12 protein-coding genes and 1 pseudogene are annotated in these 13236 nt (G+C 66.2%); 10 read left to right on the top strand and 3 right to left on the bottom strand.

Features of this window, described 5'->3' with window-relative positions; translation table 11 throughout:
- The first annotated feature begins 132 nt into the window (after window positions 1–132).
- Window positions 133–1467: an MFS transporter gene (locus F3J15_RS35000; protein WP_240159367.1), complete on the top strand. Its 1335-nt coding sequence runs from the start codon at window positions 133–135 to the stop codon at window positions 1465–1467.
- Window positions 1468–1628: 161 nt separating this feature from the next.
- Here the strand turns inward: F3J15_RS35000 and F3J15_RS35005 are convergent, their stop codons facing one another.
- Both F3J15_RS35005 and F3J15_RS35010 read right to left on the bottom strand, forming a co-directional pair.
- The gene (locus F3J15_RS35005) at window positions 1629–1922 is read right to left on the bottom strand and encodes a type II toxin-antitoxin system RelE/ParE family toxin (protein ID WP_089448374.1); all 294 of its coding nucleotides are present in this window, start codon (window positions 1920–1922) and stop codon (window positions 1629–1631) included.
- Between the two features lie 2 nt (window positions 1923–1924).
- Entirely contained in the window at window positions 1925–2182 is a 258-nt protein-coding gene (locus F3J15_RS35010; RefSeq protein WP_089457468.1) for a type II toxin-antitoxin system ParD family antitoxin, read from the bottom strand.
- 228 nt (window positions 2183–2410) lie between these two features.
- Here F3J15_RS35010 and F3J15_RS35015 point away from each other — a divergent pair, with 228 nt between their 5' ends.
- From F3J15_RS35015 to F3J15_RS35025, 3 genes are all read left to right on the top strand, one after another.
- A complete protein-coding gene (locus F3J15_RS35015; protein ID WP_166896987.1) occupies window positions 2411–3130 on the top strand; it encodes a hypothetical protein in 720 nt (239 codons plus the stop codon).
- A 108-nt stretch (window positions 3131–3238) separates the two neighbouring features.
- A complete protein-coding gene (locus tag F3J15_RS35020; RefSeq protein ID WP_166896989.1) occupies window positions 3239–3964 on the top strand; it encodes a hypothetical protein in 726 nt (241 codons plus the stop codon).
- A complete protein-coding gene (locus F3J15_RS35025; RefSeq protein ID WP_166896991.1) occupies window positions 3961–4302 on the top strand; it encodes a hypothetical protein in 342 nt (113 codons plus the stop codon). The genes F3J15_RS35020 and F3J15_RS35025 overlap by 4 nt, the downstream gene beginning before the upstream one ends.
- A 165-nt stretch (window positions 4303–4467) precedes the next feature.
- Here the strand turns inward: F3J15_RS35025 and F3J15_RS35030 are convergent, their stop codons facing one another.
- Window positions 4468–5343: a LysR substrate-binding domain-containing protein gene (locus tag F3J15_RS35030; protein WP_166896994.1), complete on the bottom strand. Its 876-nt coding sequence runs from the start codon at window positions 5341–5343 to the stop codon at window positions 4468–4470.
- A gap of 267 nt (window positions 5344–5610) precedes the next feature.
- Here F3J15_RS35030 and F3J15_RS35035 point away from each other — a divergent pair, with 267 nt between their 5' ends.
- From F3J15_RS35035 to F3J15_RS35060, 6 genes and pseudogenes are all read left to right on the top strand, one after another.
- A complete protein-coding gene (locus F3J15_RS35035; protein ID WP_166897009.1) occupies window positions 5611–6549 on the top strand; it encodes a LysR substrate-binding domain-containing protein in 939 nt (312 codons plus the stop codon).
- Between the two features lie 323 nt (window positions 6550–6872).
- On the top strand, window positions 6873–8297 hold the full coding sequence (aldA, locus tag F3J15_RS35040; protein WP_166896997.1) for an aldehyde dehydrogenase: 1425 nt from the start codon (window positions 6873–6875) through the stop codon (window positions 8295–8297).
- 132 nt (window positions 8298–8429) lie between these two features.
- Window positions 8430–9761 carry an MFS transporter gene (locus tag F3J15_RS35045; RefSeq protein WP_166897000.1) on the top strand — a complete coding sequence of 444 codons (1332 nt, stop codon included), beginning with the start codon at window positions 8430–8432 and terminating at the stop codon, window positions 9759–9761.
- On the top strand, window positions 9758–10975 hold the full coding sequence (locus F3J15_RS35050; protein ID WP_166897003.1) for a mandelate racemase/muconate lactonizing enzyme family protein: 1218 nt from the start codon (window positions 9758–9760) through the stop codon (window positions 10973–10975). The genes F3J15_RS35045 and F3J15_RS35050 overlap by 4 nt, the downstream gene beginning before the upstream one ends.
- A 15-nt stretch (window positions 10976–10990) precedes the next feature.
- Window positions 10991–12658, top strand: coding sequence for a GMC family oxidoreductase N-terminal domain-containing protein (locus F3J15_RS35055; RefSeq protein ID WP_166897006.1), 1668 nt, complete (start codon window positions 10991–10993; stop codon window positions 12656–12658).
- Between the two features lie 283 nt (window positions 12659–12941).
- Window positions 12942–13236 (top strand): annotated as a pseudogene (locus F3J15_RS35060) (acetate kinase); the annotation flags it as partial.

Below are 13236 nucleotides of genomic sequence, written 5' to 3' on the forward strand. Positions count from 1 at the left end.
CGCCGCCCGGCCGCGCGGCGCCCTGCACGGCACGCGCGGCGGCGTTCCGCCTGCGCGCGCCGTTGCGCGCCCGATAACAATCCAGGAGGCAGCTTGACTCAAGCCAACGTTCAACCCGGCACCGCACGCGCGTTGCCGCTGTCGCGCGGCGCCGATGCGCCGCACCGCCCCGTCGCGCTCGACGACGTGCCGCTCAACCGTTTCCACGTGAAGATCGCCGGCCTGACGTTCGGCGCACATTTCACCGAGGGCTACACGCTCGGCACGATCGGCTATGCGCTCGCCGCGCTCGGCAGGCAGATGCCGATCGACGCGTTCTGGATGGGGATGATCGGCAGCTCGGCGTTGATCGGCATCTTCTTCGGCAGCCTCGTGTTCGGCTGGCTGTCCGACCGGATGGGCCGGCAGAAGATCTTCCTGACGAGCTTCGTGATCATCACGGCGACCGCGTTCGCACAGTTCTTCGTCACGTCGCCGCTCGAACTGTGCGTGCTGCGCGTGCTGATCGGCTTCGGGATGGGCGGCGACTTCACGGTCGGCCATGCGATCCTCGCCGAATTCTCGCCGCGCAAGCATCGTGGTGCGCTGCTCGGCTCGTTCAGCGTGATCTGGACAATCGGCTATGTCGCCGCGAACGTGCTTGGCCTCGCGTACAGCGACGCCACCCCCGATGCATGGCGCTGGCTGCTCGCGTCGGCCGCGTTGCCCGCGCTGATCGTGCTGGTGCTGCGGATCGGCACGCCCGAATCGCCACGCTGGCTACTCGGCAAGGGCCGGGAGAAGGAGGCACGTGCGATCGTCGCGAAGCATTTCGGGCCGCACGTGATGCTCGACGGCTCGACCGAGCCGCATGCGCATGGCGGCTTCGCGCGACTGTTCCAGCGTGACCTGATCCGCCGCACGATGTTCAACTGCGCGTTCTTCGTGTGCCTCGTGATTCCGTATTTCGCGATCTACACGTTCCTGCCGACGATCCTGAAGACGATCGGCCTCGCCGAAGGTTTCGGCGCCGACCTGCTGCTGAACGGCTTCCTGGTGCTGGGCGCGCTGATCGGCATCTGGCTGACGATCCGGCTGTCGCGGCGCGGCTTCCTGATCGGCTCGTTCGCGGTGACGTGCGCGTCGCTTGTCGCGCTGGCGGTGCTGCCGTCGTCGGCGGCCATCGCGATGATCGTCGCGTTCGCGATCTTCACGCTGACGATGTCGGCGTTCAGCAATCTGGTCGGCGTGTTTCCGCCCGAGTGCTTCCCGACCGAAGTGCGCGCGAGCGGCGTGGGGCTCGCGATCGCGTGCAGCCGGCTCGGTTCGGCGATCGGCACGTTCCTGCTGCCGGTCGGTATCGCGACGCTCGGCTTTCACGCGACGATGTTCGCGCTCGCGGGCGTGCTGCTGGTGGGGATGATCGTGTCGATCGCGTGGGCCCCGGAGACGAAGCACCTGACGCTGGAGGAGGCGTCGGGGCATTGACGAGGACGGCGGGTTGTGTGACCGCCTGCTTCATCGCGCTCGATCAAGGCTTTCGTATCGACAAGCCGCTGATACGCTGCGGCGATGCTGCGCTCGATTCGAACGAACCCGGCCGTGGCCGGGTTCGTTCATTTGGGACGCGATGCGATGCGCGCGGTCGCTCAGAACAGGATCGACGCATAGTCTCGCGCGCCGTGCAGGATGTGAAGAATGTCGATCCGAGCCGGCGGATCGCCGACGACCCGATAGAAGATCTGGTAGTTGCCGTACACGCGATGCCGCACGCCGTGACGCTCGAAGCGCGGCACCAGCGGAAACGCCAGCGGCATCGCGGCAAGACTCAGGCATTTATCGCGAATCTCCCGCACAAACGTTACGGCGCGTTGCGGGTTGTCGCGTGCAATGTAATCGGCGATCGCTTCGAGTTCGCCAATCGCAAAATCGGACAGGCGCACGGTCAGGCCTGCCGATCCGCCTGGGCCCGATACTTCGCCTCGAGACGATCGAAGACTTCCGCCGCGTCGGCGCTGTGTCCTGCTTCCGCATCGGACAGGCTGCGTGCGATCACAGCGTCCAGCGCGTTCAGCTGCGCCTCGCGATCCTGGATGAGGCGTACACCTTCGCGAAGCACTTCGCTCTTGGATCCGTAGCGGCCTGATTCGACCAGCTTCGCGACGTAAGCCTCCAGTTGCTGCCCGAGTTCTGCACTGATCATGTCGACCTCCCGACCGGATTGAATTCGATGCATCGAGCGTATCCAATTTATCAACAGTTATCAATCAGATGGTCTCCAAAAGATCGGCGCGAATGCTTTCGACGTGCCGATCGGGCGGAAGAAAGGAACGGGACGCGCTTCAGGCAGGCTCCTCTGGCGCCGGACCTTCATCCGTTTTTCGCACGCACTCGTGTAGCCTTACCGGACCTCACCGTGCGAGCAGCGATCATGATTGAAGACATCGTCACGCCACAACCTGGCCTGACGGTCTACCCGCCAGACGCCGCCGTCTTTGCCGGGCCCCATGCCGCACTCGCGCGCCACCTGCATCCGCTGGTGTCGATCGACCTGTCGACGGTCAATCCGTCGTGGGAGGGCTGGATCCACCTGCTCAGCCCCGTCGAACCGTACGACGGGCTCGTCGGGCAGGACACGGCCGCGTATCACAACGACTATCTCCGCGCGAACTGGATCGGGTTCCGGCTCGACGAGAACAACCGCTACACGCTGCTCGGCGACCCGCGCTACTTCTATCTGGAAAACCCGCCCGGCGCGCATGACGCGGGCTATCGCGCGGAACTGGAGGCGCACTACGCCGAGCAACAGGCCAGCATCGAAACCGCGCGCAAACGGTTCGCCGAATACGGAGTGCTCTACTCGTCCAACCAGTACGCGCCGGACGAGCGCGATTTCAGCCAGGAAAAACCGTGCAACCTGATCGATCAGCTCGGCGGAACAGTCGGCTGGGGCAACTGGTCGGGCACGTCGGATTTTCCGGTCGACGACAGCAATCCCGACGACATCCGGCCGATCGGCCCCGACGGTGCACGCTTTCGCTTCGTCGCCAGCGTCACCGGCTGGGAATACCGCGCGATGGGTGCGGACTCGATTCTCCTGTTTTACGAGCCGGCCAGCCGCGTGGCACTGCTGACGTTCGACTGGTCGTAGGGCTGGCGAGACGGGCGGTCGCGCCGTCTCGTGATTGGCCGTTTGGCGGACTCTGCCCGCCGGATTCGCGCCGATATGCTGGGGCTTTCCATTTATTGCCGGAAGCCCATGTCCGCTCAACCTGTCGATCTCGGTCATGTCCTGCCGTACGAGACGACGTACTTCGACGATCAGCTCGAGGTCGATCGAAACGACCTGGATATTTCCGCGTTGCTGGGGGTGAGCGGCAACGTCCCCGACGAACTGCTCGTTGCGTTGTGCGGCGCGCCCACGGGATCGGAAATTCAAGCCTATCTCGACAGCGCAGACAGGCTGACATTCGCCGTCACGCACCCGACATTGATCCGATCGGAGAATCGCATCGCCGTCTTTCGAGAATCGGACACGTTCGCAATCGAACTCAAGACAATCGATCTGGCGGATAGCGCTATCGCCGGGCTCGGAGCGGCCATGCTGTGGCGGATCGTCAGAGCGTGCGATACGCTGGGAATCACCCGCATCAACGCATTGGCAGCGGGTGGCCGCAAGGCGGCGCCAAAACCCGGCGGGCGTCGACTGTTTGGGTACTACGCCTGGCCTCGGCTCGGTTTCGATGCGCCCATTCCCGACCAGCAAAGCGACGAAGCAGCCCTGTTTCAGTATTTCCAGAGCGACCCGGTCGGTCTGGCCGACGGGTCGCTTCGATCTCTGCACGCACTCTATGCGACGCGATTCGGGCGAGATTTCTGGCGCGTCGCGGGATCACATCGCTGGATGACTTTCGACGTTACGCCGCACGGAAAATCCGTGCAGACGTTGCAGAATTACTTGATCGAAAAGGGGATTTACGAATGAACGCAAAGCACACTCCGATCGCAGGGTTCCGGATCACGCGCCGTGGTCGCCCGACGAGCGAACATCGTCCCGTTCGCCTCTCGGAAGCCCGCCGCCTCCTTGATGCGGTCGTCACGCGCGAACTCCATCACAGCCTAGCCCGGGTCATGCGCAAATCTGCCATCGAGCACGACGCACGGGCCGCCGTCACATCCGCCTCCCCGCCGAAACGAACCGTCTTCAATGTGGGACGTATCGATCCCTCGAAGTGCCAGTTGCCGAACATCTCAGATGCCGAAGCAGAAGCCATGGCGCGCAGGGAAACACTCATGCATTTCGGGCACGCACCCGATCTGTGACCAGCTGAACACAACCCCACATCCCGAATCGACAACGATCGTACCGATCTCTCCCTTGGTAACGATCTTTGACACAGACAGAAGGCAGGAAACACTGCACGACCGACGCGGACTGATCCGATTGCTTCCACAGAAAGATCAGCCGCGTCTCAGCAACGAGACCACCTACCCCCTCCTCCCCGCCTGCTCCCGCAACCACGCGGCAAACGCGACCACCGGCTCGACCGCGACGCTCTCCGGCTCGACATCGAGCCAATACCCGAACGGCCCGATCGGCTGCACCGGTGACAGCCGCACGAGGCTGCCCTCGCCGATCTCCTCCTCGATCATGTTCAGGTCGACCACCGCGAGCCCCGCACCCTTGCGCGCCGCGCGGATCGCCTGTTCGAGCGTCGAAAACTCGATGCCGTCGCCGATCCGCGCCGGCGGCACGCCCGCCTGCTCGCACCAGTCGGCCCACAGCGTCAGGCGCTTGCCTTCGTGCAGCACATGCAGCGACGGCAACCGGCCCAGCAGCACCTCCAGCGCATCGCCGCGATAGCGCGGCGCGCCGACGAGCGCATGCCGCTCCATCATCAGCAGCTCCGACTGCATCCCGGCGCGCGCCGCGCGCCCGAAGCGGATGTGGCAATGGCAATCGTCATCCGGCTCCGTGCGGATCGACAGCTCGACGTCGGGCAGCGCCTCCGCGAGCGTGCCGAGCCGCGGCGAAAACCACTGCGTCGCGAACGTCGGCGGCAGCGACACCGTCAGCCGCCGTTTCGCACCCGGTCGCGTGGCGGCGATTTCGCCGACGCCCCGTTCGATCGTGTCGAACGCCTGCCCGATGAACGGCAGCAACCGCTGGCCGGCATCGGTCAGGCGCACGCCCTTGTGATCGCGCTCGAACAGCCGCGCGCCGAGCGCTTCCTCGAGCAGCCGGATCTGCCGGCTCACCGCCCCCTGCGTCACGCACAGCGAAACCGCCGCGCGGTTGAAGCTCAGGTGACGCGCGGTCTCCTCGAAAAATCGCAGTGCGATCAACGATGGCAGGCGTCGCATGATGTGTGTCCCCTTCGTTCGTATCGTTCGTATCGTTCGTATCGTTCGTATCGTTCGTATCGTTCGTATCGTTCGTATCGTTCGTATCGTTGCCGGCCGGCACCGCCGGCCCTCCTGCGGGCTGCCTTGTCACGACAAGGCACGCCAGCTGCCATCCCGTCAAACCCCCGCGCCCGCCGTCGCCGCCATTCATCGTCCCCGCGCCCGCGCCACCCGCCTACAATAAGCATCCCGCACCAAACACGACACCGCCCCGTGAGACGCAAGATGCCGGCGCTGAATGCGCTGAAAGCCTTCGAGATGGCCGGCCGCACCGGCAGCTTCACGCGGGCGGCCGAGCTGCTCAACGTGACGCAGAGCGCGGTGAGCCGCCAGGTTCGCCAGCTCGAAGGCCAGCTCGGCGAAACGCTGCTCGAGCGCCGCCATCACCAGCTCGAACTGACCGCGGCCGGCCGCGTGCTGCTGCGCGCGCTGCAGCAATCGTTCGACAAGATCGAGCTGACCGTGCGCAGCCTGCAGGAAAAAACCCACCTGAACCGCCTGCGCGCGAACGTGCCGCCCACCTTCGCCGCGCGCTGGCTGATGCCGCGCCTCGGCCGGCTGCGCGACGCGCATCCCGAATTCGAGCTGAGCCTCACGACCCGCATCCACGACAGCCTCGGCGAATCGCGCGTGCTCGACTGCGCGATCCGGTTCGGCGACGGCGAATGGGACGGCTTCGACAACGCGCTGCTGATGCAGGAGCAGCATATCGCCGTCTGCGCGCCCGCGCTGTATGCGCGGCTGCGACAGGACAGCGCGCCGATCGACCTGAACCGCTTCACGCTGCTGCACGTGCTCGCCACCGACGACCAGCGCTACCTGACCTGGCAGCACTGGCTGAAAGCAGCCGGCATCGCCGACGTCGACACGCGCGGCGGCTACGAATTCGACCTGCTCGACCATGCGATCCGCGCGGCGATCGACGGTCTCGGCATCACGATCGCCGACCGCCACATGGTCGCGCGCGAACTCGCGACCGGGCAACTGATGCAGGTGCTCAACGTGCACGTCGACGGCCACCAGTCGTACTGGTTCGTCACGCGGCCGGAGCAAACGAACCTGCCGCACATCGTCCAGTTCCGCGACTGGCTACAGCAGGAAGTGTGGCTCGCGAAGCGCCATCTCGAACCGTCGTCGCCGCTGCCGCAGGTACCGCTGGCCTAACGCGCGATCCGCCCCGACCACGCTCGACAGCCGTCGACCACCCGCCGCGGGCGACACCTTACCGCCTCCCGCGTCAGTCCGCACTCGGACCAGTCGGAAAATGCGACAGGGCCGCCGCCCGCGCCCGTCCCGCCATCCCCGCAGCAGCCTTGCCGGACGGGCGTCTCCAGCCGATTCGCCGAGTAACGTGCGTTTTTCTCATGCTCGACGCGTAAATAAGTCGTTTGTCGTGCGCTAAACGCATGAACAGAATGGCCTCCATCCCGTGCCACGCGCGTCGCCACTCGAAGCGATCCGCCTGCATTCATCGGAGGAGTCACTTCATGCGCACCGAACGCAACTACGTGAACGGCCGTTTCGTCGCCCCGGAAAGCGACACGTTCATCGTCGTCCACAATCCCGCCACCGAAGCGCCGTTCGCGCGCGTGCCGGCCGCGACGCCGGCCGACGCGCTCGCCGCCGTCGACGCCGCGGCCGCCGCGCAGAAGGCGTGGCGCAAGCTGCCGAGCGTCGAACGCGCCGCATACCTGCACCGCTTCGCCGACGCATTGACCGCACGCGCGCCCGAGATCGGCGCGGCGCTCGCGCAGGAGTCCGGCAAGAGCGTCGAGGACGCATCGAACGAAGCCGTCTATGCAGGCCAGATCACGCGCTACCACGCCGAGTGGGCGCGCCGGATCGAGGGCGAGATCATCCCGAGCGACACGCCCGATGAGAACCTGTTCCTGCAGCGCGAGCCGATCGGCGTCGTCGCCTGCCTGATCCCGTTCAACTACCCGGTCTACACGCTGCTGCGCAAGATCGCGCCCGCGCTGATCGCCGGCAACACCGTGGTCGTGCGGCCGAGCAACCACACGCCGGTGTCCGCGTTCGAAATCGCGCAAGCCGCCGACGATGCCGGCTTCCCGCCGGGCGTCGTCAACATCCTGACGATGGATCACGCGACGGCCGAAGCGCTGTGCACGCATCCGGCGGTCGGGATGATCACGCTGACCGGCAGCGTGAACGCGGGCCGCAAGGTGCTCGACTACTGCAAGGCGAACATCGCGAAGCCGTCGCTCGAACTCGGCGGCAAGACGCCCGCGATCATCGAGCCCGATGCCGACCTCGAACGCGCCGCCGCCGCGCTCGTCGCGTCGAAGACGACCCATTGCGGCCAGCTCTGCACGGCGATCGAACGCGTGTACGTGCACGACAGCGTGCACGACCGCTTCGTCGCGCTGCTGAAGGAGAAGATGGCGGCCGTGCGCATCGGCGACCGTGCGGAAGACGCGTCGCGGATGGGCCCGCTCGTCAGCGCATCGGCGCGCGCGCACATCCACGGGATGGTCGAACGCGCGATCGCAGCCGGCGCGACGCTCGAAACCGGCGGTGCGATTCCCGCCGGCCCCGGCTTCTTCTACCCGGCCACGCTGCTCACCGGCGTGCGGCAGGACATGGAGATCGTGCAGGAGGAAACCTTCGGCCCGATCATGCCCGTGCTGCGCTACACGACGATCGACGAAGCGATCGGGTTCGCGAACGACCACCAGTTCGGCCTGTCGTCGGTGCTCTACACCGAGCACTACCGCACCGCGATGACCGTCGCGAACGCGATCGAAGCCGGCGAGCTGTACGTGAACCGCACGCCGGCCGATCCGTACCAGGGCTTCCACGCCGGCTGGAAACGCTCGGGCCTCGGCGGCGACGACGGCAAGAACGGGATGCTCGAATTCACGCAGACGCGCCTCGTCGTCATGAAGTACTGACGCCGTCACCCCGACGCACCGTTTCCGGCGCGCGCACTCGAACACCACGCCGCGCGCGCCGCCCCTGACCCCACCAGCACATAAAAAATCTGCAGGCGTCCGCCTCAAGGACACCTGATGGAGGAAGACATCATGCCGACCCAACCGTCGACACCCACCGCGTCGCTCGCGTTGCACGACAAGGCGCTCGACGCTCACGCGTCGCAGCATTCGCGCGCACAACGCTACCTGCAACTGCTGCTGCTCGTGATCGCCGCGGGCGCGATCTACCCGATGCTGTATCTGCGGCAGGTATACCAGCCGACGATGCTGCAGTTCTTCCGTATCGACGACGTGCAGCTCGGCTACCTGTATTCGTCGCTCGGCACGATCTTCCTCGTCAGCTATTTGCCGAGCGGCTGGCTGGCCGACCGCCTGTCGCCGCGCTGGCTGATCTGCTTCTCGCTGCTCGCCACCGGCGCGCTCGGGCTCATCTACGCGACCGGGCCGTCGTTCGACATGCTGGTGCTGATCTTCGGCGGCTGGGGGCTGACCACCGGCCTCACGTTCTGGGCCGCCGTGATCAAGCGCGTGAACATGATCGCGGGCCCTGACGAACAGGGTCGCTTCTTCGGCCTGCTCGACGGCGGCCGCGGCCTCGTCGAGGCGCTGCTCGCGACGATTGCCATCACGCTGTTCGCCTATGTCACGCAGGCGCGCGGCGGCACCGATGCAGCCGGCTTCAAACTCGTCGTCCACCTGTACGCGTTTTTCTGCATCGCGCTCGGCGTGCTGCTCGCGCTGGTGAAGGATCCGTCGAACACGGGCGACCGTGCAGCGGCCGCGAAGCGCACCAAGGGCAACGTGCTGACCGACCTGAAGACACTCGCGGCGATCCCCGAACTGTGGCTCGTCGCCGCGATCGTGTTCTGCGGCTATCAGGTGTTCTGGGCGACCTACAGCTTCTCCGCGTACCTGCACGAAGGCAATTTCGGACTCAGCGCAACGGCGGCCGGCTTCATCACGACGCTCAAGCTGTGGATGCGCCCCGTCGGCGGCATCGGCGGCGGCTTCCTCGGCGACCGCGTATCGAAGGTGTCCGTCCTGTTCTGGGCGCTGGTGCTTGCCGCGCTGTCGCTCGTCGGGCTGATCGCCGCACCGGCACACAGCCCGCAGGCGATGCTCGTCGTGCTCGTGCTGTTCATCGGCATCCTCACCTACGCGATCCGCGGCCTGTACTGGTCGCTGCTCGACGACTGCAAGGTGCCGACGCATTGCGCGGGCCTCGCGATCGGCCTGATCTCAGTGCTCGGCTATTCGCCCGACGTGTTCGTGCCGCTGATCAACGGCTACGTGACGCAGACCTACCCGGGCGCGCACGGCTATCAGCTCTATTTCGGCTATATCGCGGCCATCGCGCTTTGCGGCGCGGGCGCCGCCGCGTTCCTCAAGTACCGCCTCAATCGCATCCAGGAGTCCGCATGAAGATCGTTTCGCTCGAAACCCATATCGTCGCCGTGCCGCCGCCGCATGTCGGCGGGATGTACTGGATCTTCGTGAAGCTGAAGACCGACGACGGCATCGAAGGCGTCGGCGAGATCTATTCGGCGACGTTCGGCCCGAAGGCGATGGCCCCGATCATCGACGACGTGTTCGAACGCCACCTGCTGAACCGCGATCCGCATCACGTCGAGCGGCTGTTCCGTCAGGCGTATTCGAGCGGCTTCACGCAGCGCCCCGATCTCACGATGATGGGCGTCGTCAGCGGCCTTGAGATGGCGTGCTGGGACATCATCGGCAAGGCCGCCGGCAAGCCCGTATACGAGCTGCTCGGCGGCAAGATCCACGAGCGGCTGCGCTCGTACACGTACCTGTACCCGAAGAACGCGAAGGGCGAATACGACTACGACGACCCTGACCTCGCCGCCGAATGCGCGGCCGAGAACGTGAAGCTCGGCTTCACGGCCGTCAAGTTCGACCCGGCCGGCCCGTACACGGCTTACTCGGGCCACCAGTTGTCGCTGGAAGTGCTCGACCGCTGCGAGCTGTTCTGCCGCCGCGTGCGCGAAGCCGTCGGCAGCAAGGCCGACCTGCTGTTCGGCACGCACGGGCAGATGGTGCCGTCGTCGGCGATCCGGCTCGCGAAGCGGCTCGAGAAATACGACCCGCTGTGGTTCGAGGAGCCGGTTCCCCCCGGCCAGGAAGAAGCGATCGCGCAAGTCGCGAAACATACGTCGATTCCGATCGCGACCGGCGAGCGCCTGACGACCAAGTACGAATTCCACAAGCTGCTGCAAGCGGGCGGCGCATCGATCCTGCAGTTGAACGTCGCGCGCGTGGGCGGCCTGCTCGAAGCGAAGAAGATCGCGACGCTCGCCGAAGTGCACTACGCGCAGATCGCGCCGCACCTGTACAACGGGCCGGTGGGCGCGGCCGCGAGCATCCAGCTCGCGACCTGCACGCCGAACTTCCTGATCCAGGAAAGCATCATGACGTGGGGCGGTTTCCACGCGGAAGTCGTGAAGACGCCGATCCGCTGGGAAGACGGCTACATCATCCCGTCGAACGAACCGGGCCTCGGCATCGAGCTCGACATGGACGTCGTGCGCCGCCACACGCCGTACACCGGCGAACGGCTGCACCTGCAGATGGGCGAACACCCCGTCGACGTGAAGGATCTCGCCCCCGCGAAGGGCTGAGCGCAAAGGACATACATGAGCTACGACTACATCATCGTCGGCGCGGGCTCGGCCGGCTGCATCCTCGCGAACCGCCTGAGCGAATCGGGCCGGCACTCGGTGCTGCTGCTCGAAGCGGGTGAGCGCGACGCGTCGTTCTGGTTCAGGGTGCCGGTCGGCTTCACGAAGACCTACTACAACCGCCGCTACAACTGGATGTACTACAGCGAGCCCGAGGCGCAGCTCGCCGACCGCAAGCTGTACTGCCCGCGCGGCAAGGTGGTCGGCGGATCGGGGTCGATCAACGCAATGGTCTACGTGCGCGGCCAGCGCAGCGACTACGACGACTGGGCGAACGCCGGTAATCCGGGCTGGGCGTACGACGACGTGCTGCCGTACTTCCGCAAGCTCGAAACCCACGCGGCCGGCACGACCGATCCGCAGCATCATGGCTCGACCGGGCCGATCCACATCACGTCGATGAAGGCCGACGTGCACCCGATCGTCCACGAATTCCTGAAGGGCTGCGGCCAACTGAACCTGCCGCGCACCGATGATTTCAACGGCGCGCAGTTCGAAGGTGCGGGCATCTACGACCTGAACACGAAGAATGGCGAACGCTGCTCCAGCAGCTTTGCGTACCTGCGCCCCGCGCTGGGCCGCGCGAACCTCACGCTGCGCTCGGGCGTGCTCGTGCGGCGCGTGACGTTCGACGGCACGCGTGCGACCGGCGTGGTCGTCGCGGGCGAACACGGCGACGAAACGCTCGTCGCCGCGCGCGAGGTGATCCTCGCGGCCGGCGCGGTCGATACGCCGAAGCTGCTGCAACTGTCGGGCGTGGGCGATCCGTCGCTGCTCGCGCGCCAGCGCGTACCGCTCGTGCATGCGCTGCCGGCCGTCGGCCGCAACCTGCAGGACCACCTGTGCGTGAGCTTCTACTTCAAGGCGAACCGGCCGACGCTGAACGACGAGATGGGGACGCTCATCGGCAAGATGAAGATCGGCTTGCGCTACCTGCTGACGAAGCGCGGCCCGCTCGCGATGAGCGTGAACCAGGCGGGCGGCTTCTTCCGCGGCACGGACGATACGCCGGAGCCGAACCTCCAGCTCTACTTCAACCCGCTGTCGTACCGGATTCCGAAGAACGACCGCGCGAGCATCAAGCCCGAGCCTTATTCGGGCTTCCTGATCGCGTTCAACCCGTGCCGGCCGACGAGCCGCGGCACGATCGAGATCGCGTCGAACCGCGCGGAAGATGCCGCGAAGATCCACATCAACGCGTTGACCACGCAGAAGGATCTCGACGAAGCCGTGCAGGGCAGCAAGGTGATCCGTGCGCTGATGCGCGCGTCGGCGCTGAAGTCGATGACCGTCGAGGAGATCTCGCCGGGGCCGCGGATCGATTCCGACGAAGCCATGCTGCAGTATTTCCGCGAGCAGTCGGGTTCGATCTATCACCTGTGCGGCTCGTGCGCGATGGGACCGGACGCGGCGACGTCGGTGGTCGATGCGTCGCTGCGCGTGCACGGGCTGCAGGCGCTTCGGATCGTCGATGCGTCGGTGTTCCCGAACATCACGTCGGGCAACATCAACGCGCCGACGATGATGGTCGCGGAGAAAGGCGCGGACCTGATTCTGGCGGACGCGCAACGCACGGAAACCGCCGGCGCGCCGACGCACACCCGCGAAGCCGTCCCGCACTGACGCGCCGCCCCCTCTGCATCGTCCGATCGGGACAACGCCCGTCGGCACACGGGAAAACACTGCCATGAACACGCCGCGCGGCCCGTGTGCACAGGCTCGAAACGTGCATTCGGTTTTGACGAAAGTCCCCGAGAAACGGGTGGCTCGCGTGCGATGTGACGCGCGTTCAGCAAACGCGTAGCGTGACGCGAAGCGATCCAGGGCAACGCACGCGCCGGCCTGCCGGCGGCGTGCCCCCGGGGGGGAACCGCAGGCCCGATGGGGGAGACGCGCCGTGAAACGCATGCCATTTCGCTGCATCCGTGCCATCACCTATGCAAGCGTGCTGCTCTTTCAGGCCCAGGCGCAGGCGCAGGCGCTGGACGCCCAGTCGACCCAGGAGAACATTTCCGCGCTGCGCCACGAAGTCGATCGTCATCTGCAGGAACTGAGCGCGCTCAAGCGCAAACTGGCCGACGAGGAAGCCCATCTCTCGCGCCTGAGCCGGGCGCTGGACGACCGGGAACTCGCGGCCCGGCGCGGTGCGGGCCCCGGTGATGCCGGCGGCTCCGGCGACGCGGCGCCGCCGGCCGATACCG

This window comes from Burkholderia sp. Ap-955, from assembly GCF_011753045.1.
In the GTDB taxonomy this organism is placed as follows: domain Bacteria; phylum Pseudomonadota; class Gammaproteobacteria; order Burkholderiales; family Burkholderiaceae; genus Burkholderia; species Burkholderia lata_D.